Origin of the sequence: Legionella geestiana (genome assembly GCF_004571195.1) — a bacterium.
In the GTDB taxonomy this organism is placed as follows: Bacteria; Pseudomonadota; Gammaproteobacteria; order Legionellales; family Legionellaceae; genus Legionella_B; species Legionella_B geestiana.
Genome location: NZ_CP038271.1, coordinates 524,681 through 549,561, shown reverse-complemented (window position 1 = coordinate 549,561; position 24,881 = coordinate 524,681). Strand labels below are relative to the sequence as shown.

Below are 24,881 nucleotides of genomic sequence, written 5' to 3'. Positions count from 1 at the left end.
AGGCATCATGGCGATAGTTATTGCAGGAGGAGCGGGTTTTATTGGCTCGCATCTTGTGGACTTTTATGTGAAACATGGCAAAAAGGTCATTGTGCTTGATAACCTGAGCACTGGAAAAAAAGCCAATATTGAGCACCACCCCGCTGAGAAGGTGGAGTTTCATGAAGTGGATATTGTCTCCTGGGACGGATTGCCGGGCGTACTTGAAGAGGCGGAGGCCGTATTTAATCTCGCGGCCGTTGTCGGCATGTTTAACGTGCTTGAAAATCCCATTGCCACACTGCGCGCCAATGTTAGAATTGCCGATACCCTGCTTGAAGAAGTGGCTAAACTGCGTATCAGGCCGCCAGTACTTATTGCCTCCAGTTCGGAAGTGTACGGCTCGCGCAGCGATCCCATGAAAGAATCCGATAGTGTCAGTGTTGCGGACATGAACCGTGCGCATGCCAGTTATGCGGTCAGCAAATTGTGTAATGAGGCAACGGCTGAGGCGTGGTATAAGGAAGAAAAAGTCCCCGTAAAAGTCGTGCGGATTTTTAACACGGTCGGCCCCCGTCAGACTGCTCGGTATGGCATGGTGCTGCCGCGCTTTGTGCGTCAGGCGGTCAATGGCGACCCCATAACCATATTTTCCAATGGCGAGCAGACCCGTGCATTTTGTGATGTGCGCGACATGGCCAATCTTTTACATCAGGTCATGTTCTGCGAGCAGGCATCGGGAGAAATTGTTAACGTAGGCAGCGATAATTGCATCTCCATCCTGCAGCTGGCAGAACGGGTTAAAAAGATGGCGCAATCGGAGTCGAGCCTCAGCTTTCAGTCGTATGAAGAAGTCTATGGCAAGGAGTACATGGACATGGAAAACCGCAGGCCCAATCTAGAAAAACTAAAATCCCTCATTGCCTATCGCCTGCACTGGACACTTGAAGACACCATTCGTGACACCATTGACGCAGTAAAAGCCGGACTGACCTGATTCAGCAGCGGGTATTACCGTCTGCTGACGGTCTTTTTCATGCCTCATCGCATGCTTTTTCAGGCGATTCTCAGAGAGGCTTTGAGCGCGCGCGATTAAACATATACTTCACTGTCGCAACGGTGCAGCAGACAGCGCGAAACTGGCGAAACCCAAACATTTCTGCAAAGACAAGCCCTATGACGCGAAACGTGTCAGTCCAGCGGCGATAACGGTTAAAACTTATCAGGTTTAAAAATACCATCGCCACTGATACCAGTGTAATGTAGCCCCATGCCAGGAACAGAAACCAAAGAAGAACGGTCACGTTAATATCACCAAGTATCCAGGCGATTACCAGGGTGATAAAGGTCAGGCACTCGATAACGGGGCCCAGGACTTCAAAAAAGATATAGGCGGGGAACGTAATCATGCCGACAATGCCGTAACGCGGGTTAAAAAACATGCCGATATGGCGCATGACACTGCGCCACATGCCGCGCTGCCATTTGTCACGCTGGTTCCAGAAGCTTTTAAGGGTTGAGGGCACCTCAGTCCATGAAAACGCGTTTGGCGAGTGATTGAGGGTATGCGGAAATTTATTCTTTCGCATATAATGATGAATTTTGGTAATAATTTCAGCATCATAAGAAAAGTTTTGCGTATCATATCCTCCAACATCGCGCAGGCATTCCGTCTCAAACAGGGTAAAGGCACCCGGATAACACATCGCACCGCCAAAGACGTTGAGTCCCGCGCGCCCATAAAGGAACGAGCGTAGATACTCAACACCCTGAACCGCTGAGATAAAATGCTCAGGAAGTACGCTGGTTAAAAGCTTGCCATTCTCAACAATGTTGTCGTTTAAAACATATACTGAACCACTGACGGCTACGCAATGTGATTTTGTAAGAAACGTAAACATCATGCGTGAAAGCGCTTCCGGCTCGAGAACAGTATCTGCATCGATGGTCAGCATGACCGGAGTCTGGCAGGCGTTAAATCCGGCATTGACTGAATCGGCTGCACAATGCCACGGTGAGTGTTCTTTATCCAGCACCATCAGGTTGCTGTTTCGCTTTGACACATAACAGTGTCGTATTTTTTCGGTCGGGATGGTTTCGCGGATGATAACAGGCACTTCCTCGAGATGGAATTCCCGGTCAAGAAGGGCGATAGTGCCGTCTGTAGAGCCGTCGCTCACAATAATCATGTGTACGTTTTTATAATGGCTCTGCAGAATACTGTTGACCATGTTCAGAATGCGCTTTTCTTCGTTGAATGCCGGCGTGACGATGGTGATGGGAATTAAGGACTGCACATCGATGAGGTGCTCGATATTGCCATATGTGGTTTCCCTGAATTTTTTTAACACTTCTGGAAAAGAGGCGAGCAGCAGCGTGGTATACCATGCCCCAAGCAGGGCAAAATAGGTAACGCTGAAGATTGAAAACGCATAGAGAAACGTCACTATCATAGGGTATCCAGTGTTTTGAGAATGGTTTCAGCGGTTTCAAACGCAAATCGGTCTTTTTCTGGCGACTGGTGTTTTAAAACGGTTATCCCCGGCTGACCGAGTCCCGCAAGGGCGCGGGCGGCATTGATTCGAACCCACCAGTTTGAGTCGGTAATTAATTGCGTGAGAAAGTGCAGGCTTTTTTCTCCTGGAATAAACCCTGCAATCTGTGCACCGCTGGCACGTACCTCCCATTGTGAGCTTTCACAGGCCTTAAACACAATTGCGCTGTTATCCGCTTCCATGTGATGTTTGATGAAGTGCAGCACCGCGATTTTTAAATCCGTATTACCTGTCTCAAAGTCGATTTGCAGGGGCGGTTCAAGTGTGCAGGCAGGCAGGCGTGCAAGCAGTCGGTAGCAAAACACCCGTGTCCAGATATCGCTTTCAGTCTCGAGCCTTCGAACGATAATCGGCGCAATCTCGCGATTAGAGCGGGCAACGATATCGGCAAAAACGGACTGCTGCAAACGCCTTACTTTCGAGAAGAAAGTCAGCATGGCATTCACCATGGCGTCACTGCCGGCTTTTGTACCGACCATCGCGGCATTGATGGAAACCAGCATAGTGGGGTCCTGGAGCAGGCGCAGCAGCCTGGTTTCATCCTGGTCCTCAAATCCAAAACTGTAGCTTTGTATGGCTAAAAAGCGTTTAAGCCAGTTGCGAGAGCGCGCGTAACCACGAGCAGCGGGCAACAGTACTTTATTTTGCAATTGCAAAGACACAGATTGAATACGCTGCTGTTCGTAATTATCCGCCTGATTCCAGGTGTTGAGAATATCAATGGTTAACGGCAGCGATTTTTTTAAAACTTTAGTGGCTTTGGGCGTGAGTGGCTGCTGCTCATTCAAGTGGATGTCTAAAATGGTTTTGAGCAGCAGTCTTTTTTTAGGAATTTGCTTTTCACGGTACTTCATCCATCCGCGGGTGAGATACATGAGCAGCACCATCATTGCTATCAGTATCAGCTGTAAAATGGCAAAGAACTTAACAATCTCCAGTATTCTGTCCATTACGCATTCTCGAACCGGTAGCGAAACCCGGCATTGCCATCGTAGAGATTGCGGTTCAGGCCGGAGGGGTACACCCAGTTTTGATAGCCAGCGCGTAAGTCGACCAGAATATGGTGTCTCGCGATGGGAAAAGTATACTGCAGATTGACAAAATTATTTTTGATAACGATGAAATTCACGGTCAGTAAATCAGCCAGATCGGGGCTTCTTCCTGTGCCGGCATTAATGCCGATGTAATGGTCATCGGTTGTGAAATAACGCCTTGCGGTTGCGGTGTACAACACGGAGTCTTCCTGATTGTTTTTAGGCAGAAAGTAATAAGGTCTGAAGCTGAGCCAGTAACTTCCGGGGTAGCTGTTGAGCGAGCCAGTCCAGGTACTCAGCCAGGTTTCGGCAATTTTTGCATAGCGACCGCCGGCAGAAACTTCCAGAAAACCTGGAATGTTGGCATAACCCTCAGCACCACCGAGCCAGTTGGGAAAAAGAACCGGCTGGTCAGACCATGCGCCGATGAGGTCGACATAGATATTACGGTTATAGCGCGGTGAAAAATCAATTTCATATTGCGGAGCTTTAGTTTGCAGTCTGGACGCATAGTTGACACGAAGCGTTGCTGGACCAAGGACGGTATCGCGGCGGATAAATGCACTGGAGTAATCCCAGTTGGTGCGTAAATCGCTGACATAGGCGTTGTCTGAAGAAATGCCGACTTCGTTTATGCCATAAGCATAGCGCGGGCTGATGGAATTCACCTCGTCAAGTTTTGCTCGCGCTTCCTTGTTTGAAGGCTCTTTGGCCAGTACCGCGAGAAAGGCTTTTGCAGCAAGTGCATACTGGCGCATGATAAAGAAAATGTCCCCGGCTTTCATACGCAGCAGGATGCTTTCTGGCGTACGCCTGAGGCCCGCGCGAATTAAGAGTGAGGCCTTCAGGTCTTGATGGCGCTCAAGATAGCAGTTGGCGAGTGCTACACGAACCTCAGCATCATCAGGGGAGGCTGCCAGCATGGGCTTTAACATCTGCTCTGCCGTCGTAATGTTCCCAGACTTTAAAAGAGCAGCGGCGTTCGCCAGTTTTTGTGCTTTCGGGCTTAAAACCACGGGATTTGGCATGCGTTGTCGGGGCGCATGCATAATCGCGTAGAGTTGCTTTTTAATGTCAAGGAGCTTCATGTCGCCAGGAGATTTATGCAAGCCCTCATCGATGGTTTCCGTGGCCGCTTTATACTGCTTTTGTGCCATCAGCGATTTGGCAAGACCTGCGCGTGCATCGACATAATCCGGTACTTCTGATAACACGGTCTCAAAGCACATGCGCGCTTTCACGGGTTCACCTGTCTGTAAATATAACAGGCCAAGAATCAGCGTGATATCAGGGTCTTTGGGGTGTGCCTTGAGATACGTTGTTGCCAGCGTTTTCGCTTCTTTGAGACGTCCTTCATGGCGAAGGGCCTGCAGCTTTTCAAGGGTTTCTTTCTGATAATCCGGCACGGGCTTTGCCGTGGCATTTTCAGGAAAATTCAAGACAGGCAGGACGGAAATTCTTTTAACTTCTGCAGGGGGTGGGGATTCGAGTTCGGGGAATCGTTTTGCAAGGCCGAGAAGAACGGTATCATCGGGGCTTAATTGAAGACCTGCAAGCAACAGTGTTCGCGCTTCGTCCATTCTTTTCTGCGCCAGCCGTGTCAGTATCAAACCCGCACGTGCATCGGTGTAACGGGGCGTACTGTTCAATACGCGGGAGAGATTGTTCGCGGCAAGGTCGTATTCCTGAAGCTGCAGGTTGATAAGACCCAGTAACAGCCTGACATCGACGTCATCGGGGTGTGAGGTGAGATACTCTGCTGCCATGGCCCGGGCTTCGGTCAGTTTTCCTGCATTGCGAAGCGCTTTGACGTCAGCGAAAACTGCATCAGGATCACTGGCAGGCAAAGCCTGCAGCGGAGAGGATGAGAGTGTGTCCGGTGGCAGGGCGGGTGCTGATTCCGCCCACGTGGCGCAAGCAAACATGCAGGTGGTTACAAAAACAAGTATCCTTTTGCTCACGCCATGTCCACTATGAGTTAGGTTCTCCAGACTTCAGATTCGCATTTTTGTGGTTTTGAAGCAAGGCCTTATACGTTTAATATTCCGCATGCCCCGGTGTACGTGGGAAGGGGATGACATCGCGGATATTACCAACACCGGTCACGTAGCTGATAAAACGGTCAAGCCCCAGGCCAAATCCGCCATGCGGCACAGAGCCATAGCGCCGTAAATCGCGGTACCACTGATACCGCTCGGGATTCAGCCCGCTCTGCTGCATGCGCGCATCCAGCACTTCGAGGCGGTCTTCACGCTCGCTGCCACCGATGATTTCACCAATACCTGGTGCCAGCACGTCCATGGCGGCAACGGTTTTGCCATCGTCATTCAGGCGCATGTAAAAGCTTTTAATGTCTTTCGGATAATTAATAAGAATCACGGGCTTTTTGCACAATTCTTCAGCAAGATAGCGCTCATGCTCGGATTGTAAATCAAGTCCCCAGCTGACCGGATACTCAAAGCGTTTGCCGCTGTCAATGAGGGCTTTCACTGCATCGGTATAGGTCATGATTTCAAAGTCGCTGGTAACGATGTGTTCAACGCGTTCAATAATGCCGGGAGAGATGTGTTCGTTGAAAAACTGCATGTCATCCATGCGCTCATCCAGCACGCTTTTACAGAGTGTTTTCAGCAGGGACTGGCTTAAGGTGCAGAGCTCTGCAAGGTCAGCAAAGGCGACTTCCGGCTCTACCATCCAAAATTCAGCAAGATGGCGGCTGGTGTTGGAGTTTTCCGCACGAAACGCGGGCCCAAAGGTGTAGACTTTGGAGAGTGCGAGGCAGTAGGCTTCCACGTTCAGCTGACCTGAAACCGTTAGAAACGTTTCGCAGCCGAAAAAGTCCTTGTCGAAGTCGATGCCGCCAGTCTGGGTGCGCGGCGGGTTAAGCATGTCAAGGGTGCTGACCCTGAACAGTTCACCGGCACCCTCGCAGTCGCTCGCTGTAATGATGGGCGTGTGCACCCAGTAGAATCCCTCGCTGTGAAAATACCGGTGTATGGCCTGGCTTACACAGTGACGTATCCGCGCGACTGCGCCAAGGGTATTGGTGCGCGGGCGCAGGTGTGCGACTTCACGCAGATATTCCATGGTGTGGCGTTTGGCCTGAATCGGGTAGGTGTCCGGGTTTTCAACGAATCCCACCGGGGTAATGGCGGATGCCTGGATTTCAAACGTTTGCCCTTTGCCCTGGGAGGCGACCAGCTGACCTACCGCAATCAGGGAACAACCGGTTGTGAGTTTTTGGATATCATCGTGATAATTGGGCAGGGTGTTACTGGCGACCACCTGAATCGGCGCGAAACAGGACCCGTCATGGAGGTTGATGAAAGACAGACCCGCTTTGGAGTCCCGGCGTGTTTTTACCCAGCCACGTACAGTGACTTCCGTATCAACGGGAACATGCCCCTCAAGGCATTGCTGGACAGTGTAAACAGTATTCATGCGCACTCCAAAAATCTGCGGGATTTTCCTTCAAAAAGACTTTACCCGGTTTAACGTATGCGTGCATGATACACCAAAAAAACCGAGGCAACAGCATGCGATGTTTTTGGGGTGTTTTCCTTCTGAGTGTGGGGGTGGCCTTTGCCGCTGATACCGATTTAATGCTTTATCGTCCGTTTGGGGGAGGCGTTTTGCAGCAGGACCCTCTGGTGCAGAAAACCCTGCCCGGGGAGTGCGTAACACAGTCGATGCGTCTTGTGCGGGAGGATGCTTATCGATGCGTAACGGCACAAGGCACGTTTGACCCCTGTTTCATCAAACCCACCAAAGACCGGCTGCACGCGGTTTGCCCGGCCAGCCCCTGGAATGGCGCGGCCATCGATATTATGCTCACAAGTGCGCCCGCGCAAAGCGGACAGAAGCCGCTTGATGCGTCTACCGCCTTGCCCTGGGCGGTTGAGCTTGACGGTGGCGAGCATTGTATCGCTTTTGAGACGGCCATCACGCATGAAGGTTCGCCTCTTGGCTACCACTGTGGTGGCAATGTGTTTCTTGCACGCCACATTCAGCGTTGTGGCAAGCCGTGGAAAATCCTGCGCATCGAGGGGGGTGTGGCGAAGGATGCCATTATCGATCGCGTCTGGTTTTAGATGCTGTCGCTGTAGCGAGCTATACTAAGAGAAAGGGCATCTCAACAAGGAGTTCATTATGGAAATGCCGCTTTTACATACCGCGCTGATAGCGCAGGTTTCCGGGCTTTATCTCGTTATCATGGCCATTATTCTGGTTACGCGCGCGGATTACTACCGCGGCCTCTGGGGTAAAGTTAAGGCAGACAGTGGTGTTATTGTGCTTACTGCATCGATAGGTCTTCTTATTGGACTTACGATTGTAGCATTGCATACCCATTGGGTATGGTCGCCCATGGCGTTAATTACACTTCTGGGATGGTTTATAACCCTTAAGTCCGCCTGGTGGCTGGCATTCCCGGAAAAGGCGCTTGACTGTACAACGAAAGCCATGTCGGGTCCTGGTTACTATGCCACCGTTGCGATTATCGCCCTTGTGGGGCTGCATCTGATGGCGCTTGGATTTTACCATCACCTATAGGGCATGTCTCATGAAATGGGGACACGCCCAGTCGGCTCAGGTTGTGCCGTGTAAAATGCCGGCTGCTGCAGGCAATAGTCGTTGATGGCCTGAATGAGCGGATAGTTTTCCATGGGAAAATTAAACCGCATGGCGTTATAGACCTGTGGTACGAGGCAAATATCAGCAAGCGTTATCCTGTCGCCATGGCACACATGCTCTGTGCGCGGCAGGCGTGAGAGCTGTTGCTCAAGCGCATCAAATCCCTCTTTCAGCCAGTGGTGATACCATTCCTGTACTGACGCATCATCCGCCCCAAACTGTGCACGAAGCCTTTTGATGGCACGCAGGTTATTGAGCGGGTGAATATCGCAGGCAATGCTTAGCGCAAGGGCGCGTACGTGTGCGCGCTCAAGGACATTTTCAGGAAGCAGAGGCGGTGACTTGAACCGTTCATCAAGATAGTCGATGATGGCCAGCGACTGAGTAAGAAGGGCACCATTTTCGAGGAGTGTCGGCACCAGTCTCTGAGGATTGATCGCTCGATAGTCCTCTCCATGCTGTTCACCGCCATTGTTTACAAGATGCACCTCGTGCTTTTCATAAGGGAGACCCTTCAGATTCAGCGCGATACGCACCCGGTAACAGGCGGTTGAACGGTAATAGTCATAGAGGGTGAAGGTCATGATACGAAAGGCTCCACCGCCTGGTCGATGGCGCCAAAAAGACTCTGGCCCTCACTGTCACACATTTCAATGCGCACACGGTCACCAAAGTGCAGCCACGGGGTTTCGCTCTTGCCGCTCTCCAGGAGTTCCAGCATGCGCTTTTCAGCGATACAGGAGGAGCCTTTAGTGCGGTCGTAGTTTGAAACCGTGCCTGAGCCGATGATGGTTCCCGCACACAGGGCACGGGTGTGTGCCGCATGTGCAATCAAGTCAGCAAACGAGAAGGTCATGTCCACGCCGGCATTCGGTTCCCCAAAACATTTTCCATTAATGAAGCTCTTAAGTGGAAGGTGTACGCGGGCATTTTCAAGGTGTGCGCCGAGTTCATCGGGCGTGATGGCAACCGGTGAGAAGCTGCTTGAGGGCTTTGAGTGAAAAAACCCAAAGCCCTTGGCGAGCTCTGCCGGAATAAGATTGCGAAGCGACACATCATTCACCAGCATAAAGAGGCGAATGTGTGCGAACGCATCTTCTGCGCGCACGCCCATCGGCACGTCATCGGTAATCACCGCGACTTCCGCTTCAAAATCTATCCCATACGCTTCATCCGCCACCATAATCGGATCGCAGGGGCCAAGAAACGTGTCAGACCCCCCCTGATACATGAGGGGGTCAGTCCAAAAGCTTGCCGGCATCTCGGCACCGCGTGCTTTGCGCACCAGCTCGACATGGTTCACATAGGCGCTGCCATCTGCCCACTGATAGGCACGTGGCAGCGGAGAAGCCGCTTTTTGCGGGTCAAACGCGAATGCGTCTTTGCGAGCGTTACGGTTCAGTGCATCGTAGATGACCAGAAGTGCCGGTTCGACTTCGCGCCACTGCTCGAGCGCCTGTTGCAGTGTCGGGGCGATATCAGCGACGATGACCGCACGTTGCAGATCACGGCTCACCACGCATAAAAGGCCATCACGAGAGTCGGAGGATTTCAGAGTCGCGAATTTCATGCGGTATGCTCTTTGGATGAAGGTTTGAGGGTGCCCCGGCGAACCTGGTCGCGCTCGATGGCTTCAAAAAGCGCCTGAAAATTACCCTCGCCAAAGCCCTGATTGCCCTTGCGCTGAATGATTTCAAAAAACACCGGCCCAAAGAGGTTTTCCGTGAAAATCTGCAGCAAAAGCCCCGCTTCTTCCGTCTTTTCACCGTCCATGAGAATTTTGCCCGCAGCCAGTGCGTCAAGGGGTTCCCGGTGCCAGGGAATGCGTGTTTCGAGCATTTCGTAATACGTGTCCGGTACATCGAGGAAACGCACGTTATTGTTACGCAGCGATTGCACCGAGTGGTAGATATTCTCTGTGGTAAGTGCGATGTGTTGAATGCCCTCGCCGTGGTATTCGTGCAGAAACTCTTCAATCTGTGACTGATCGTCCTTGGATTCATTAAGGGGAATTTTGATGGTGCCACAGGGGCTTGCCATGGCACGGCTTAAGAGTCCGGTCATCTGTCCGCGGATGTTGAAAAAGCGGATTTCGCGAAAGTTAAAGAGTTTTTCGTAAAAGCCTGCCCACTTGTCCATGTTGCCACGAAACACGTTGTGGGTAAGGTGGTCAATGTATTGCAGACCACAGTCATTGCTGACGGGTGCTTTTGCCATGCTGTTCCATTCGCCGGCGAAGGGGAGCGCATCGCCTTCGGCAAAATAAATCACACTGCCGCCAATCGCCTCAATGGCGTAAAGACCGTGTGCACCGCTGTAAAAGTCTACGGCTCCATTTGCCAGTGCATGGGCGTGTGCGGCTTTGGCATCTTTGACGCGAAACCCCATGGCGCATGTGCCGCTGCCGTGAAGGTTCGCATGTTTATGTGCCTGACCGATTTTTTCATTATTAACGATAAAACGGATATGCCCCTGGCTCCAGACCGAAATATCGCGCGTTTTATGGCGCGCTGTTTCGGTAAATCCCATTTCCTGAAACTGGCGGTCAAGGTGAGCGCGGTCAGGGCCCGAAAATTCAAGAAACGCGAAACCATCCAGTCCACACGGATTATCATTCGGTTGCATTGTTTACACTCCTTGTATCAAATTTTGGGTTTTACGAGAAAGAGTCCATCAGCAATGGGTAAAAGGCTTGTGTACACACGTGTGTCAGTGCGCAGGCGTTCGTTAATGCGTCGAATTTCGCGCGTTTGCGGGGAATTGTCCGCATCATCAATGACCGCGCCGTCCCAGAAAACGTTATCGATTGCAATAATCCCGATGGGGGACAGCAATTGCAGTGCAAACTCGTAATAAGGGATGTAATTGGTTTTGTCGGCATCAATAAAGATAAAATCAAAGGTACCGGCATGCCCTTCATCCATGAGCGACTGCAGCGTTTTGAGGCCAGGCCCTAAGCGCAGTGAAATTTTGTCGCGAGCTTCGGATTGCTTCCAGAAAGGCTCAGCAATGACCGTCCATTCGGGATTAATGTCACAGGTGATAAGCTCGCCATCGGGAGGCAGCGCCAGCGCCATGGACAGCGCGCTGTAGCCGGTAAATGTGCCGAGCTCGAGCACTTTCTTCGCACCAATAATGCGCAGAAGCATCTGCATGAACTGCGCCTGCTCGGGGGACACCTGCATGTTTGCCAGCGGAAGTTTCGCCGTTTCCTCACGCAGCGCCCGCTGCGTGTCAGTTTCCTTGAGGGAAACATCCAGCAGATAGCGGTAAAGCTCGGGCGTCATGGCAAGGTGTTTCATCCGGCTATCTTTTCCTGAGCAAGGGTGTCGGCTATCTCGCTGGTCGTGCGCTGTTCGCGATTGGCGCGTTCAAAAATTTCCTGAAGCGTGGTGCCAATGTGGTTAAGCTGGTCTTCGGCTTCCTTCTGGGGCGTGTGCAGATACTGGCTCGCAGCAAAAATAAGCCCCCCGGCATTAATCACATAGTCCGGTGCATAGAGAATGCCACGGTCTGCAAGCAGTTTTCCGTGCCAGCTGTGGGCAAGCTGGTTGTTAGCGCCGCCAGCGATGATGGAGGTCTGGAGTTCAGGAATCGTCTGCTCGTTCAGAATGGCGCCCAGTGCACAGGGCGCAAACACATCTGCCCGCACTTTATGGATATCAGCCGTTGAGACGGATTCGGCGCCAAATTCGCGCACAGCGCGCTCAACCTGTGCCGGTACAACATCAGCAACCGTCAGTTTTACGCCGGCTTCATGCAAAGAGCGGGCAAGGTTATAGCCAACATGCCCAAGCCCCTGAATGGCGATATGCAGCCCGTTCAGCTGATTTTTTCCAAGCTTGAAGGCAACAGCGGCTTGAATGCCGCGAAATACACCTTGAGCCGTCCATGGAGACGGGTCGCCTTTCAGACGCGCGAGGCTGGCGACATAAGGGGTGTGCTCAGCGATGATTTCCATGTCGGTGAGTTCGGTGCCGCTGTCGAGCGCGGTAATGTATCGACCGCCGATATCGTTGACAAATTCGCCAAACGCATGGAAAAGCGCTTCGCGGTCAAAGGAACCCCGGGGTTTGATAATGACAGACTTTCCGCCGCCAAGTGGCAGGTTAACGGAAGCGGCCTTGTAGCTCATGCCGCGGGCAAGTCGCATGGCATCCTGCAGGGCATGTGCGGTGTCGGGATATTCGATAAAACGACACCCGCCAAGCGCCGGTCCAAGCTTTGTGCTGTGCAGGGCGATGATGGCTTTCATGCCGGTTTTGGGGTCGACCCTGAAATGCAGATCACCAAACCCGTGACTCAGGGCGTAATCCAGAAAATCATCTTCAGTGGCAGTGTGTGCCGCATGGGGTACGACGTGTTCCGCAGTCATCATCCGAACGGTTCCTCTTTTAAGAAAGGGTTTTACGAGTGCTCCAGTCAGGAACAGCCGCAGCATACAGACCCTTTTATAGTCGTATTCGTTGAGCAAATCAATGGTATGGGTGGATATTTGCCAAAGACTGTGGAAAGATGAATAAATTATTTCCGATTGGAGTTTTCATGAAACGTCCACTGAGCTTTTTTTCACTTCTCTTGATTTCCCCCCTCGTTCTGGCCTCTCACAATGCAGCTCCTCTCGACAAGGTCGCGGTATCAATGACGGCACGGCAGTGGGTCAGCACGGGAACCGCACTGGTAACGGTTGATATTAACGCCACGCTGTCTAATGCCAATCTCGTCAAAGTGCGCGGTGACATCATGAACGGATTGCAGAAAATCGCGGCAGGTGAGTGGCATGTGACAACCTTTAACCGCTCTCAGGACAGTTCAGGACTTGAAAAGCTGTTTGTGGAAGCCGAGGCGCGCATTCCTGAATCGAGTCTGACCAATCTTTATGACAATGCCAAAAACTTAAGTAAGCCCGGCACGAGCTTCAGCATCAATGCCATCGAGTTTCGCCCGGGGCTTGAGGAAATGCAAAAGGCGCGCATGAGTCTGCGTGAGAAGCTCTATCGCGATGTGCAGGCTGAAACTGCGCGCTTGAACAGTGTGTATCCTGAGGCGCATTATACGCTGAACCGGCTTATCTTCACGGAAGGTGATGCAGCGGTTCCCGCGCCACAAATGATGAAATCCCGTGTGTTGAATACGATGGCGCTCGCGGCTCAGGCGCCTGCAGCAGGTGTAACCGTAAGCAACGAGATAATCCTGACCGCAAACGCCGTACTGGCTTCAAACCGAACGACAACAGCGCCGAGCGCGCCAGCCGTTACGCACTGAGACAGCTCTATTCAAAGAGTGCCGCAATGGCGACCGCGCCCTGGCCTGCATGCAGGCCGATGGCAGCGGAGGCCTGTTCAACAAACGCCGGTGGCGTTTTAAAGGTCTTAGTCGCAAGTGCGCGCAGTTCTTCTGCAAGTTCGGGTGCGCCGGCGTGCATGATGCCATAGCGCATCGGTGCGTCTTCATGTGCAGACGCTTTTTTCTGAATGAGTGCTACAAGGCGCTCAAGCCCGCTTTGGAGCGAAAACGCGCCGCCACATACAGAACCCTTGCTGCGGGGTTTAACCGTGATAATGGGCTTCAGACCTGAAAGCCGACCAATATGCGCTGTAAGGCGTCCTACGCGCCCGGAGCGTTTAAGGGCGTCAAAGTTTTCCACGAGTACGTAAATCGCTACGTTTTCCCGGGCGCTTTCAAGTGCCGCTTTGATGTCTGTCAGTGATTGTCCCTCTGCAATTAAGCGTGCTGCATACTCAACCAGCAGACCAAGGCCACCGGAAGTCATTCCAGAGTCGACAACGGTTACGTTGTTGAAATTTTTAGAAAGATTCACCAGCGCATCATGCGTGCCACTCAGTGCACCCGACAATGACAGTACCAGTACCTGTTCATACTCGCGGGAGAGCAGTGAAAGCTTTTCTTCCATCAATGGCAGCGAGGGCAGGGAGGTGGTTGGATGTTTATCGAGGCTGCCCATGGTGGCATAGAGGTGCCCCGATTCCAGACAGAGCCTGTCAAGCAGGGTGTGGTTATTGTAGTGGATGGAAATTGGAATCTGGTGCACTTGATACGCATCAAGGACAGACGCAGGCAAATCGGCACTGGTGTCGGTGACCAGTGCAATTGGATATTTGCGCGTGTGGTGCATTTCATACTGGCGCTGCATGTCATCGACTTTGGGGTATTCAAGCGTGCCCAAATCAAAGAGGTTTTCAAACACTTTCCAGGGTGTGTCCGTGTGCAGATGAAAGCGGCAGATACGCACGTTACCGGTCAGAACGACCGAATCGCCATGCGCACAGAGGCGCTGCGTCAGAAGCTCCTGATCGATGGAGTCGGCACGCAGGATGGCTTCCGTACAGTAGCGATGATTGGGTGGAGTGTCCGTGGCATTGGGTGTGTGCGCCATTGCCGCAGGTATCTCTGTAATTTGAGCATGGGTTTTCGCACTGGGGTTTTGCAGGCAATCCACAAAGCCTTCCATGAAGCGGTAAAACCCAAGCGCACCGGCATCTACCACATGCGCCCGCGACAGTTCCGGCAGCTGCTGCTCTGTGTTGTTAAGCGCACGCTCAAGGGCTGGCATGACCGCCAGATGCAATGCCTTAAAACAGGTTATCTCTTTTGCGCGGGCGCCTGCTTCCATGGCGAGTACATCGATAAGCGTCAGCATGGTGCCTTCCATGGGGTTGGCAAGTGATGCGCGTACGCCGGAGGCTGCCTGCTCAAGCAGGCGTGCAAAGGTCGGTGTGTCCAGTGCATCCATCGTGATAGGGGAGGATGAGAGCGCGTTGAAAAACTGTGAAAAAATAATCCCGGAATTACCGTGCGCACCAAGGACGGAAGCATCGGCAACAGCATGCAGCATGCGTTCCATGGACGTGTCAGTTCGGGAAAATTCAAGAATAGCACGTGCCGTTGATGCCATGTTATCACCGGTATCCCCATCAGCAACCGGGAATACGTTAATGCTGTTCAGGCTTTCACGGGCATTTACAAGCGCCTCACATCCCCAGCAAATGGCCGCATGCAGCGTTTTAGCGTCCAGACAGGTAAGGGTGCTTACTGCGGGTTCAATGTGTAGCGATTGCATGCATTCTCCACGGTGCGTCCAGGCAAACACGTACGATAAGCGAGGGGCATGCAGATTTCAAGAGGCGCGCTCTGCAAAGAAATCGACAAAGGCGCGAATGCCGGGCTGCAGGTACACGTCATACGCATAATAAAGGTAGAGCGTTTGCGGCTCTCGCGCATGTTCAGGCAATATCTCAACGAGGCGCCCGTCAGCGAGTGCATCTCGCACCACATACTCATGCAGCCACGCAATTCCGGCGCCATTAAGTGCCATGGTGCGTATACCGGCGCTGTCATTCATCAACAGACGGGGATTGAGGCGCAGTGTCTGGCCGCCTGCCAGAGTGATTTCACCGGGATGCGGGCGCATGCTGTGGCCGATAAACGCAAAATGAGAGAGAGATGCCGGGGTGGCGGGAGTGCCAGAGGTACTGAGAAACTTCGGTGAAGCGCACAGGATATGGCGTGTGACGCCCACAGGCTTTTGCGCATGATGCGCCATCCCCTCAAGTGTGACCCCGAAAAGAATGTCGGTCTGTTTTCCGGTTTCTTCCGGTAGAACTTCGGCGAGATGAAGGTTCAGTGTGAGGCGCGGGTGGTTATCGCTGAAGGTTTTTAGATGCGGCAGAAGGAACTCCTCGGCAATGAAGCGGTTGCTGGTCACATGCAAATATCCGTGAATGTCGCGGCGGCTTTCCAATAATGCGCGTTCAGCACGCTCAAGAAGACTCATGCCTTCACGCACCTGTTCGTAATAGCGAAGGCCGGCTTCTGTCGGACGACCGGGGCGCGTGCTCCTGTCCCAGAGGCGGGTACCGAGCGCTTTTTCAAGGCGCGCCATCCCGCCGCTGACGGCCGGCAGCGAAACATCGAGTTTTGCAGCGGCTCGAGCAAAGCTTCCGGATTCGGTAACGGTTATAAACAGATGAATCAGCGATAAAGCAATCATACTTAATAAATTTATTAACTTATATTAATAATTATGATAATTGTTATAATTTTTTTCAAGTGTATGATCGTATGTCAAGAATATTACCGATACTGAGACATGAACCATGTTACCCATCACTCCTCTATTCTTTTTGATTGCATTTGCCAGCGTGAACGCGTTGCTCTTTACGCCGGCCCTGCCATTGATGTCGGTGTTTTTTGGCGTCACTGAGGCCGTTGCTGAAAATTTCATGACAGTGTTTCTCATAGGTTATACCCTTGGCCAGCTCGTCTATGGACCTTTTAGCAACCGCTATGGGCGCAGGCGCTCGCTGATGATTGGCACCTTCATGCAGATTGGCAGCCAGCTTGTATGCCTTGCCGGGGTGGCCACGCAGCAGTTCTGGCTGTTACTTCTGGGGCGTTTTTTTATGGCGATTGGCTCTGGTGTAGGGTTGAAAATGACGTTTACACTGGTGAGCGAGACGCTCTCACCAGAGCGCGCCAGCCGGGTGATTGCACTGGTTTCCATGGCTTTTGCGCTGTCGCCTGCGCTCTCTGTGGCGGCGGGAGCTTATCTTACGGTGGTGTTTGGCTGGGAGAGCATTTTTTACGGCGCGACCGTCTATGGCCTTATTATACTCCTTTTCATAAAGACACTTCCGGAAACCTGTCAGCACAAGGACCGGGATGCATTAAATCCCGTTAAACTGCTGCAAAACCTTCGCCTGCAGTTCGCGGACAGGCAGCTGGTGTGCTGGGCGATGATGATGGGAAGCACTACGGCGATTGCCTATCTGTTTGCCACGCTTGCACCCTTTATTGCTATCAGTGAGGCGGGGCTTTCAGAAAAGGCGTTTGGTCTTTATAACCTGGTTCCAGCGATTGGCCTTGTCAGCGGCGGGCTTATTGCTGCACACCTTTCAGCGCGTGTTTCGCAGCGCATGGCACTTTCAGCAGGTCTTGGCATTACCGCAGTATCCGTCGTTTTGATGGGGGTTGCGACATATCTCAAAATGCCGGTACTCTGGATGCTCTTTGTGCCCATGATTACCGTGAATTTTGGGAACGCGCTGATTTATCCGAACGCATCCGTACTGGCCTTGAAGAAAGCCACTGACAAAAGTAACGCATCAGCCGTGATGAGTTTTATCAACATGGGCTTTGCCACCGTTATGGTACTCGCCGCAGGCTTCACGACACCCGGCCAGCTGGTATTCATGGCGGCACTCGTTCTGCTCACCATTTTTATGGCGCTGTGCCTGTGGGGGCGGCGGTGAGTGCCTCGGCCAGCGGTTGAAACTCGCGACTGTTGCGCTCCACGATACTGGTCAGACCGCCAATGTTGTGGGTAAACAGTGCGCGCAGCCTCGCATCGGATGTAAGGCTTTGCGCTGTGCACCTGATATAAAATTTTGAGGTTTTTTCCTTATCGCGCTTTTTATCTGCATCGCCTTTAATCACGAGGGTATATTCTGAAACGCGTTCTTCAGAAACGCGTATCTCTGCAACGGCGTGTTCGATATCGCCTGTTAAGGAAAGATACTCCCTGAGCGTCTGAGACACTGTACTGACTCCTCGCAGGTAAGGATTATCTGGATTTGCAGGGCTTCCCTGAACCGCTTCAGCCTGTTGCAGGCTGTCCGCCCGACTTGCATCCACGCCTCGCGCTACAAGGTGCACGAGCCCCACAATGGGCAGTGCCGTGAGAGTCATTGCGAGCGCCACAGCCATGCGCACACCGGTCAGTGGCAGGGTGATTGCAGCCATAAATCCGGTAAGCACGCCAAACAAAAACTTAGGCAGCAGGCCTTTCGCACCGCGGGTTAGTGTGCCTAAGCGCCAGAGCCCCCTGGCCAGCCCGGCTTCTACGAGCAGACCTGCAAAATCGATAAGCCCCGGTCTTGAAATGTTTATTCCCCACTGCCGTTCGCCGGCAATGACTTTCCATGTGTCTTTTATTTTATGCCAGAAGGAAGTGCGCAATAGGCGTGCGTGCGGGAACATGGAAGTTTCGGTGATAAAGCTAAAAGGATTGAAAAGAGCCATGATGGTTCCTTTGATTCAATTGCAAGCATAATGGCCTTTTTGCAAGTTAAATGCAATAATTTTTGCACGCAAGAGGGGTGTTCGTTTTTTTTAAAAATCTGCTATGCTCAATATGCAAATGCTAAAACCGTTGCTTTTTAACTGAAACAGGGAAGATAACCATGAAAAAATCAACATTGGCTGTTGCTGCACTTCTGACTGCTCTCTCCTCCATGCCTGTTGCATCTGTTGCTTATGCAGATGATTCCAGCACAATGCAGTCCTCTGGCTGCACGGGATGCAAAGGGTGTAAAGGATGCAAAGGCTGCAAGGGCTGTACAGGTTGCAAAGGCTGCAAGGGCTGCTCAGGATGCAAGGGTTGCTCAGGCTGCAAAGGCTGCGCCGGTCATTAATAGTTAATGCCACGGGAGCAGGCATTTTGTGGCTCCCGTAGCTTCTCTCTTCTAAAAAGTTTCAGGTATTACCGATGAAGACTCCCGCCACCCCTTTTGTATTCCCGCATTTAAGCCGATGGCATAAAACCAGACTGCTCAATCATGCGGCAAAGGTGCTTGAAACGCAGCAAAAGATGTCTTCAGACCCCTATAAAAACATCGTGCACTATACCCTAAACGATGACCAACAGCATTTGAGCGGCATTCATTATCCAAAGGGCGACAGGATAGATTTTTCGACAGGCGCACAATATTTCTACCATTGCCACCGTGAAGATATGGATACGGAAGAGCATGGGCATTTTCACTGTTTTATTCGTTACGAAAAGATTCCGCGGCGCATTTCCCATTCTTATCCGCCGGATGTAAAAAACCATACGCATCCGCCCATGAGTCATCTGGTGGCCATTGCCATGAATCGCTATGGCCAGCCCATTCGTCTCTTTGCCGTCAATCAGTGGGTATCCTCAGAAATCTGGTACGATGGTGAGCATGCAGAGTGGTTTACCAGGCGTTTTCGCATGACGCTTTCAGACAGTCCGCACTGGCAGGTGCTGGACGCATGGGTGAGCGGCATGATTCAACTGTTTGCGCCGCAGATTCACTGGCTGCTCTGTGAGCGCAGCCGGGTAGTGGCAGCTGCCAGCGCGGATGCTTCAATGGAATCGGTATTTAACGATGAGAGCCTTGAAGAACTCGCCTCGATTCCGATTGATTTAACGCAGCAGATACACTGGATACTAAAAAATCGCCCACAAAAAACAGGGACTGCTGAAACGCGCACGTCCTCGGCAGGGTTCACAGACTCTGACGACAACCGGCAACCAGCAATCCCCTTACTTAAAGTGTAGTTTAAGTTTTATTTTTGTCCAATATGATTATTGCGAATGCACAGCCTGCGCGTAAATCTAATGTTTCCCCAGAAGCATGCACGATGTGGTGAACAGGCATCCATTTTAAAACCCTTTTCATGCTGCTAGACTGTTCGCGCCCTGCAAGGTCTGCTTCCCGGGGTCTTGACGGGATTTTCATGCCCTTATTTAACGGAGGAATCATGCCGCATGTTCGTGTTAACGGTTCTCGTGGTAAGGCCGGTGAGTGTCAGCAGGCACTTCACGGGGAACATGGGGGTGAAATCCGCATTACGCTGTCACAGCCTCATGACAGCATTATCGTATCAGGAAGTCATTCGCTCAGTTTTGCGGCACATGAAAGTCTCGCATTAAGCGCGCGCGGCGGCGATGGCGCGCCGGGAATAATCGGTGCGGATGGTTTTCGAGGCCAGCCGGGATATGACGGTCTGGATGCCTCCGAATACTCTCCCGGAACAAACGGCGGACCTGGTGGAGACGGCGGGCCCGGTGCTCCCGGCGGTCATGGAGGCAATGCCGGAAATGGCGGTCGCATTGAGGTCAGCGTTAATGCCGCTGATCTCGCACTCCTTGCCACCATTGATACCGTTAACGTATCCGCGGGATTACCCGGGCGTGCCGGGCGGCATGGGGCAGGCGGGCCCGGGGGCGCAGGCGGCCGCGGGGGCGCTTCTTACTCATGGCAGGAGGCCTACACCGATTATGAAACCCATTATGATGTAGTGACGCATCATGGTCACCACCATCATGGCCATGGGTCGCACCACTCGCACCATTCACACCTTGAACCGCATACGGTAGCGGTCACGCGCTTTCGAACCCGAAAGATGCCGGGCGGAAAGGACGGAGTTCGTGGACGCCAGGGGGCAAGTCCAGCTACGCCTTTATATCCTGGAAAGCCGGGCACTTCGGGCACGCTTGTCTGGAATGTTTACCAGCACGATGGCACATTTACGTCATATCCCACGCGCTATTCCATGCAACTGACATTTGCAGAGATTAGCGGCGTTGAAGCTAAAGGTGTTTTAGAACCCTTCGAAAGCATCAGCGCATCCTGTTTATTGACAAATACCAGCGCAGACATGCCAACGCCCATGGAGGAAGTGCCCGTACTTATTCAGCCACAAAAAGGACTCACGGTTAAACAGTGCGCCATGTTCTGGGGGAATCTCTCGCCTCTGGCAACGGTTGGAAGCGTCTATCCCGCGCAATTTGAGGTGGAAGGGCCTGCATTCCACGCGGGGGAATCTCCCTGGTTAACCACGCTTACACTCTGTGCAAAAGCGCATAATAAACGCCTTGATAAAGCCTATCCAAACGTGGAGACTCGCCAGCAGATTACTGTACGTTTTCCGGTCGAGCTGCGTCCAAAGCCCGCGCATTACGCCATTGCCGCCGGAGAAGTACTGACTCTGGAAGCAGAGGTTTATAACCTTGCGACAAAAGCACTGGGATTTGGTAATGGTCGTAGCGTGGCAGTCGAGTTCACAATTCCTGGGGGCGCAACGATAGATGCGCCCTGTATGGATTACCTTGAAACGATTCAACCTCAAAGTTCCTGTCTCGTCAAACGCCGGTTCAGCTTTATCGGCGAAACGGTAGAGGGTGAAACTAAAACGTTCGAAAGCCGACTGTTTCTACAGTCCATTGACCGCAGCGTGGGGCTGGCCCTCATCCAGCAGAAGACCTTTATCGTTCAGTTTACCCCGAGATTTTCCCCACCCGTTGACGGGGGCTTTCTCCTCGTGATGAACGCGCAAACTTCACCCGCCATTTTTGCCGCGTGGCGCTCGCTTTTACGCCAGCTGGCAGGCAATGAGGGGGTCGCTGTCTGGAATTCCACCTACTATAACGGCTTTTCGCCAGACAGGGTGCCGGAGGGATACGATTGCGACCTGCTTGCAATGGCATCAATGCGCACGCTGGTTATCCTTGATAATCCCTGGCAGGCCAATCCCCTTGAGGCCCTTCATCGGGATTCAAGCAGCATAACGGCAACACTCCTCGAGCGGGCCAACCGTGAGACGCGCACTTCTGTGGTGGCTGTCAGCAATACCGGTCTTCCCGCACCTGAAGGTGAACTGCCTGACTGGATACCAGGAACAAACATTCTCTTGCATGGCGGTATTGACACACTGATTCAAACGCTCTTTATGGATGCCCATTCACAGCGAAATAACTACACGCTGACCATGCCACGGTCTGTTCATGGGTGCTGGCCGTTCGCTTCACGTCCCACTGTGACGCAGGAATTGGAAAGCCTGAATCTTCTGTTACGGGCGTTATTTCCACACCGGCGTTACCAGGTAAGACACTCCAGTTCAACGACAAACCAGCTGACCCTCATCGTGCATCGCCAGAAAGACCCCTTTGCCTCTAACCATCTGCACCAGATTGCGCCGATTCTTGAGGAGGGGGGAGATAATGCTGCAGTACGCCATCAGATGCTCTCCTGGATGCCATTTGAGCAAAAGTTGCAGCTCTTTACGAAAACGACACCGGAAAACATGCGCGCATTTGCACGTGCGTTGACAGAGGATTTACTCGAAGAGCAGCGCCTTGCCGGGCAGGCACAGGCGTATGGTTCTCTTTTGCAGCGTCTGGGTCGTGTGTTTGCCCGGGATTTCAGCCTTGAGCTTGAGCGCCTTCAGATGCTTGTGAGAACCCTTCAAGAACTGGAATCGCAGGGATTGATGACAGAAGCCAGTGCATGGCGGCCGCATGTGGTGGCACTGATTGCGGCCGTGCAGTTTGAGGTTGAGCAGCACACGGGCTTTTGGCTGCGCCTTTTGCACTGGTTTCTCCCACAGACCACTGAACAGTTGCGCGAATGTACTCTCCACCTTTGCCAGCAGGCACAGGCAGCATTGGGCGGGCAGGTTCAGGAAGCGCTGGGGCAGGAAATGGAGCGGCTCGATTTTGCGCGCCGCCTCGAACGCTTTATTGCTGACAATAACGCCTTTAATCCCGGCCTTTTTCGGCGTGCTTTGCCTGCACTGTCGCTCAATGCGGCGCGGGAGATGCTCGTGGTCTGCCGCGGCGAGGCTGAGCGCCTCTCGGGTGATAATGCGGCGTATTTTCACCAGGATGCGGCACTGGTTCCATGGTTCAGGGAATTTCAGGCGTTGTTTCCTGATAACTGTTCAGCAGAGTTCAACGAGCGGCCATATTAGGCGCATCCTGCGAGAAATGCGCTCAAATCTGACCGCTCAGCGGGATTTGAAAGTTTTGGTGAAGGGCTGTGTACGGGACATTTTTTCCGCGCCGGGGGATTCACGTGTATTTTTGTACCGTGACCAGGCTGAAACGTTCCATGCGTTGGCTCCGTACCATCCATGTGCCAACACGGGGCTAACTCCAGCATGAGCTCCGGGAAGACAGGGTGAAGGGTTACGTTTCTGAAACGCTACCTTGCCGGGGCGCTTGAACGGGCGTCATCTGGCGCTCTAAGGCGGGATTCCACAGCACCTGCAATGCGCCGCTCAAGGTGCGAGCCAAAAAAGCTTCCCGCCATGCCGGCTGCCATGCTGGCCACTCCAACAGTGGTAGTTTGCGCACCAAGGCCCATGGCAAGGGAAATCCCCATGCTTGCTGCTTTTTCCATGTCTGGCTTCAATCCTGCGGCTCTGCAGGCGATGGTCACGGAAACCATCACCACCATGCTCGCCCATGATGAAAACATCATGAGCAACAGGATTTGTGTTGCCAGTTTCAGCTTCGCGGCATTTTCACGGCTTGAAAATCCTGAAAGGAGCAGGGTGTCTGCCAGCATGCCTGGTAAAAATCCACTTGCCATTCCCACCAGGGCCGCACTTCCCATGGTCTGGATTAAAAAGCGTGGCGGCATGTCGACAGCGGGACTTAATCCCTCGCTGAGCCTGACTAAAGCCTCTCCCGTGCAGTTTACCCCGGAGGATGTTTTTGTGCAGGCGTAATCGATAAAGGGAACCGGTGAATCCGTGTTCCGCTCGCCAATGCCTGGTGCGAAAAATCGGGCGTTTGTCGTGACGCAGAATTTTGTGCCGGGGCGCGACTCATAACAATCTGAAAGCACGAGCCTTTGGCCCACCCATTTTTCTGCGGGCAATAAATCACTCGCCACATAGAGCATGCTGAGATGGTTTGACGCGTGCTTTGCAAGGATATCCGCCTGCGGTATGGGGGCGTTATCGAGTACAGACAAATCAGTTACAGGATAGTGCATGTTCACGACGCCCGCATCGCTCTTAAAGGCAAGTTTTGATGGGCGCTTAAGCATTCCCTCGCGCCAGGCGGTGATGTATTTACCCATGGGTGTCCATGACGAGTCGGTGCCTATGCGGCCTTTTTCATCAAAAGGCAGCACTACGTTATTGCCGCCACTGACGCCTGTCTGAGGATTGTTTTGCGTAATCAGTGCATCTGAGAGTCCTTCGTAATAGTCAATGGCAACCGGTTCGAGCCGGTTCATGAAAAGCTCCCAGTCCATGTGCTCAGCCGCTGACATTATGACATTGCCAACGAGACCGGGACCTGAGGTTTGGAGGACATTTGTGCGCATCAGAATAAACTTAAGACCCTCATCATCGCGGGCAACGCGCTCAATCCATCCGCGCATTTCTCTCGCTGAAATGCCCGCTTTACGGGTGAGGAGCTCGCGAGGCAGACGTTTCTGGAGTTCTGGCCACATTCCGTCAAACACGCTCTCCCAATCAGTGTGGGGGGCGGATAAGCGCGCTATCGCTTTCTGGATAAATTTTAGCTGTGTGCGCGCTTCAGGGGTGTCGAGGACCGCAAAAATGTCGGTATTCAGGTGACCGAGCCTCTCTCCATTTTCATCGGTGTACCGAATGGTCATCAGAATATCCCTCTGTACCTCAATCCTTGCCGGCAAGGTCGCGGTGTTAACCAGTACGTCCATGTCCGAATAAATGCCAAGTTTCCACACCGGCTCAAGAACACGCAAAATATCACTGGCCGCACCAGGGTTTCCGCCCTGTGCAAAATTATTGATATTGTCTTCATAAAGCGCAATCAAGCCTTGCTCGATGCCTTCGGAACGGTATTTTTTCAGGAGTGTCTTCGCATCTTTTGCTCGAATGTTGAGTTGAGCGCAGAAATCCTTGAGCCCCTGTATGGCGGCTGGCGTGAGCAGTCGGCTCTCATACACAAGATAAATCTCTTCATTGGGGTTCATGGCACGCATGAGCATCATGCGTGCCTGATTGACGGTTGACATAAAAACGTGAGGATTGGTGCTTAACCAGATTTTCACATGGCGGTGAGGATTGAGCAGAAGGGGCATTGTTTAGGCATCCGAGTTACATAAAGCTGCAATTTTAAAACTTTAATACA

The 24,881-nt window shown here is 52.5% G+C and carries 20 protein-coding genes; 7 read left to right on the top strand and 13 right to left on the bottom strand.

Translation table 11 applies throughout. From position 1 onward, the window contains the following. The first annotated feature begins 7 nt into the window (after nucleotides 1-7). On the top strand, nucleotides 8-976 hold the full coding sequence (locus E4T54_RS02410) for an NAD-dependent epimerase/dehydratase family protein (RefSeq protein WP_028387047.1): 969 nt from the start codon (nucleotides 8-10) through the stop codon (nucleotides 974-976). Between the two features lie 70 nt (nucleotides 977-1,046). Here the strand turns inward: E4T54_RS02410 and E4T54_RS02405 are convergent, their stop codons facing one another. The 4 genes from E4T54_RS02405 to asnS form a co-directional block, all read right to left on the bottom strand. Beyond that, nucleotides 1,047-2,432 carry a glycosyltransferase family 2 protein gene (locus E4T54_RS02405; RefSeq protein WP_051551005.1) on the bottom strand — a complete coding sequence of 462 codons (1,386 nt, stop codon included), beginning with the start codon at nucleotides 2,430-2,432 and terminating at the stop codon, nucleotides 1,047-1,049. Further along, nucleotides 2,429-3,484, bottom strand: a complete 1,056-nt coding sequence (locus E4T54_RS02400) for a HEAT repeat domain-containing protein (protein ID WP_028387048.1) — start codon at nucleotides 3,482-3,484, stop codon at nucleotides 2,429-2,431. Before E4T54_RS02400 ends, E4T54_RS02405 begins: the two co-directional genes overlap by 4 nt. Continuing rightward, the gene (locus E4T54_RS02395; protein WP_131793710.1) at nucleotides 3,484-5,529 is read right to left on the bottom strand and encodes a tetratricopeptide repeat protein; all 2,046 of its coding nucleotides are present in this window, start codon (nucleotides 5,527-5,529) and stop codon (nucleotides 3,484-3,486) included. Before E4T54_RS02395 ends, E4T54_RS02400 begins: the two co-directional genes overlap by 1 nt. A 76-nt stretch (nucleotides 5,530-5,605) precedes the next feature. Then, a complete protein-coding gene (gene asnS / locus E4T54_RS02390) occupies nucleotides 5,606-7,009 on the bottom strand; it encodes an asparagine--tRNA ligase (RefSeq protein WP_028387050.1) in 1,404 nt (467 codons plus the stop codon). Nucleotides 7,010-7,104: 95 nt separating this feature from the next. Between asnS and E4T54_RS02385 the strand changes: the two genes are divergently transcribed. Together E4T54_RS02385 and E4T54_RS02380 are read left to right on the top strand one after the other, a co-directional pair. Further along, nucleotides 7,105-7,659 (top strand): hypothetical protein, encoded by a 555-nt coding sequence (locus tag E4T54_RS02385; RefSeq protein ID WP_051551006.1) that lies wholly within the window; start codon nucleotides 7,105-7,107, stop codon nucleotides 7,657-7,659. A gap of 58 nt (nucleotides 7,660-7,717) precedes the next feature. Then, nucleotides 7,718-8,119 (top strand): hypothetical protein, encoded by a 402-nt coding sequence (locus tag E4T54_RS02380; RefSeq protein WP_028387051.1) that lies wholly within the window; start codon nucleotides 7,718-7,720, stop codon nucleotides 8,117-8,119. A gap of 8 nt (nucleotides 8,120-8,127) precedes the next feature. On the opposite strand, the gene maiA is transcribed toward E4T54_RS02380, so the two are convergent. The 5 genes from maiA to E4T54_RS02355 are packed head-to-tail and all read right to left on the bottom strand — an operon-like array spanning nucleotide 8,128 to nucleotide 12,575. Further along, on the bottom strand, nucleotides 8,128-8,784 hold the full coding sequence (maiA, locus tag E4T54_RS02375) for a maleylacetoacetate isomerase (RefSeq protein ID WP_028387052.1): 657 nt from the start codon (nucleotides 8,782-8,784) through the stop codon (nucleotides 8,128-8,130). Then, nucleotides 8,781-9,770 (bottom strand): fumarylacetoacetate hydrolase family protein, encoded by a 990-nt coding sequence (locus tag E4T54_RS02370; protein ID WP_028387053.1) that lies wholly within the window; start codon nucleotides 9,768-9,770, stop codon nucleotides 8,781-8,783. Before E4T54_RS02370 ends, maiA begins: the two co-directional genes overlap by 4 nt. Continuing rightward, entirely contained in the window at nucleotides 9,767-10,825 is a 1,059-nt protein-coding gene (gene hppD / locus E4T54_RS02365) for a 4-hydroxyphenylpyruvate dioxygenase (protein WP_028387054.1), read from the bottom strand. Before hppD ends, E4T54_RS02370 begins: the two co-directional genes overlap by 4 nt. Before the next feature lie 17 nt (nucleotides 10,826-10,842). Further along, nucleotides 10,843-11,502, bottom strand: a complete 660-nt coding sequence (locus E4T54_RS02360) for a class I SAM-dependent methyltransferase (protein ID WP_028387055.1) — start codon at nucleotides 11,500-11,502, stop codon at nucleotides 10,843-10,845. Then, nucleotides 11,499-12,575, bottom strand: a complete 1,077-nt coding sequence (locus tag E4T54_RS02355; protein ID WP_115152870.1) for a Leu/Phe/Val dehydrogenase — start codon at nucleotides 12,573-12,575, stop codon at nucleotides 11,499-11,501. Before E4T54_RS02355 ends, E4T54_RS02360 begins: the two co-directional genes overlap by 4 nt. 170 nt (nucleotides 12,576-12,745) lie before the next feature. Between E4T54_RS02355 and E4T54_RS02350 the strand changes: the two genes are divergently transcribed. Continuing rightward, nucleotides 12,746-13,465, top strand: a complete 720-nt coding sequence (locus E4T54_RS02350; protein WP_051551022.1) for a hypothetical protein — start codon at nucleotides 12,746-12,748, stop codon at nucleotides 13,463-13,465. A 7-nt stretch (nucleotides 13,466-13,472) separates the two neighbouring features. Here the strand turns inward: E4T54_RS02350 and E4T54_RS02345 are convergent, their stop codons facing one another. Then, the gene (locus E4T54_RS02345) at nucleotides 13,473-15,281 is read right to left on the bottom strand and encodes a DegV family protein (RefSeq protein ID WP_051551007.1); all 1,809 of its coding nucleotides are present in this window, start codon (nucleotides 15,279-15,281) and stop codon (nucleotides 13,473-13,475) included. A gap of 57 nt (nucleotides 15,282-15,338) precedes the next feature. Beyond that, entirely contained in the window at nucleotides 15,339-16,211 is an 873-nt protein-coding gene (locus E4T54_RS02340) for a LysR family transcriptional regulator (RefSeq protein WP_028387058.1), read from the bottom strand. 151 nt (nucleotides 16,212-16,362) lie between these two features. Between E4T54_RS02340 and E4T54_RS02335 the strand changes: the two genes are divergently transcribed. Then, a complete protein-coding gene (locus E4T54_RS02335; protein ID WP_167755233.1) occupies nucleotides 16,363-17,472 on the top strand; it encodes an MFS transporter in 1,110 nt (369 codons plus the stop codon). Here the strand turns inward: E4T54_RS02335 and E4T54_RS02330 are convergent. Further along, nucleotides 17,441-18,241, bottom strand: a complete 801-nt coding sequence (locus E4T54_RS02330) for a hypothetical protein (RefSeq protein ID WP_028387059.1) — start codon at nucleotides 18,239-18,241, stop codon at nucleotides 17,441-17,443. The two genes, E4T54_RS02335 and E4T54_RS02330, sit on opposite strands and share 32 nt — an antisense overlap. A 466-nt stretch (nucleotides 18,242-18,707) precedes the next feature. Here E4T54_RS02330 and E4T54_RS02320 point away from each other — a divergent pair, with 466 nt between their 5' ends. Continuing rightward, nucleotides 18,708-19,526: a DUF6969 family protein gene (locus E4T54_RS02320; protein ID WP_065230340.1), complete on the top strand. Its 819-nt coding sequence runs from the start codon at nucleotides 18,708-18,710 to the stop codon at nucleotides 19,524-19,526. A gap of 203 nt (nucleotides 19,527-19,729) precedes the next feature. Next, complete coding sequence (locus tag E4T54_RS02315) at nucleotides 19,730-22,720, top strand: hypothetical protein (RefSeq protein ID WP_051551009.1); 2,991 nt, start codon at nucleotides 19,730-19,732, stop codon at nucleotides 22,718-22,720. Nucleotides 22,721-22,953: 233 nt separating this feature from the next. On the opposite strand, the gene E4T54_RS02310 is transcribed toward E4T54_RS02315, so the two are convergent. Further along, nucleotides 22,954-24,831 (bottom strand): glycosyltransferase family 88 protein, encoded by a 1,878-nt coding sequence (locus E4T54_RS02310; RefSeq protein ID WP_028387060.1) that lies wholly within the window; start codon nucleotides 24,829-24,831, stop codon nucleotides 22,954-22,956. Nucleotides 24,832-24,881 lie beyond the last annotated feature (50 nt).

What these genes read in the sequence shown, in the direction of transcription:
- asnS (WP_028387050.1), bottom strand. Translation starts at nt 7,009, where the DNA reads ATGAATACTGTTTACACTGTCCAGCAATGCCTTGAGGGGCATGTTCCC.
- E4T54_RS02370 (WP_028387053.1), bottom strand. Translation starts at nt 9,770, where the DNA reads ATGAAATTCGCGACTCTGAAATCCTCCGACTCTCGTGATGGCCTTTTA.
- E4T54_RS02410 (WP_028387047.1), top strand. Translation starts at nt 8, where the DNA reads ATGGCGATAGTTATTGCAGGAGGAGCGGGTTTTATTGGCTCGCATCTT.
- E4T54_RS02320 (WP_065230340.1), top strand. Translation starts at nt 18,708, where the DNA reads ATGAAGACTCCCGCCACCCCTTTTGTATTCCCGCATTTAAGCCGATGG.
- E4T54_RS02360 (WP_028387055.1), bottom strand. Translation starts at nt 11,502, where the DNA reads ATGAAACACCTTGCCATGACGCCCGAGCTTTACCGCTATCTGCTGGAT.
- E4T54_RS02310 (WP_028387060.1), bottom strand. Translation starts at nt 24,831, where the DNA reads ATGCCCCTTCTGCTCAATCCTCACCGCCATGTGAAAATCTGGTTAAGC.
- E4T54_RS02355 (WP_115152870.1), bottom strand. Translation starts at nt 12,575, where the DNA reads ATGACTGCGGAACACGTCGTACCCCATGCGGCACACACTGCCACTGAA.
- E4T54_RS02315 (WP_051551009.1), top strand. Translation starts at nt 19,730, where the DNA reads ATGCCGCATGTTCGTGTTAACGGTTCTCGTGGTAAGGCCGGTGAGTGT.
- E4T54_RS02400 (WP_028387048.1), bottom strand. Translation starts at nt 3,484, where the DNA reads ATGGACAGAATACTGGAGATTGTTAAGTTCTTTGCCATTTTACAGCTG.
- maiA (WP_028387052.1), bottom strand. Translation starts at nt 8,784, where the DNA reads ATGACCTTCACCCTCTATGACTATTACCGTTCAACCGCCTGTTACCGG.
- E4T54_RS02385 (WP_051551006.1), top strand. Translation starts at nt 7,105, where the DNA reads ATGCGATGTTTTTGGGGTGTTTTCCTTCTGAGTGTGGGGGTGGCCTTT.
- E4T54_RS02330 (WP_028387059.1), bottom strand. Translation starts at nt 18,241, where the DNA reads ATGGCTCTTTTCAATCCTTTTAGCTTTATCACCGAAACTTCCATGTTC.
- E4T54_RS02380 (WP_028387051.1), top strand. Translation starts at nt 7,718, where the DNA reads ATGGAAATGCCGCTTTTACATACCGCGCTGATAGCGCAGGTTTCCGGG.
- E4T54_RS02345 (WP_051551007.1), bottom strand. Translation starts at nt 15,281, where the DNA reads ATGCAATCGCTACACATTGAACCCGCAGTAAGCACCCTTACCTGTCTG.
- E4T54_RS02340 (WP_028387058.1), bottom strand. Translation starts at nt 16,211, where the DNA reads ATGATTGCTTTATCGCTGATTCATCTGTTTATAACCGTTACCGAATCC.
- E4T54_RS02350 (WP_051551022.1), top strand. Translation starts at nt 12,746, where the DNA reads ATGAAACGTCCACTGAGCTTTTTTTCACTTCTCTTGATTTCCCCCCTC.
- hppD (WP_028387054.1), bottom strand. Translation starts at nt 10,825, where the DNA reads ATGCAACCGAATGATAATCCGTGTGGACTGGATGGTTTCGCGTTTCTT.
- E4T54_RS02405 (WP_051551005.1), bottom strand. Translation starts at nt 2,432, where the DNA reads ATGATAGTGACGTTTCTCTATGCGTTTTCAATCTTCAGCGTTACCTAT.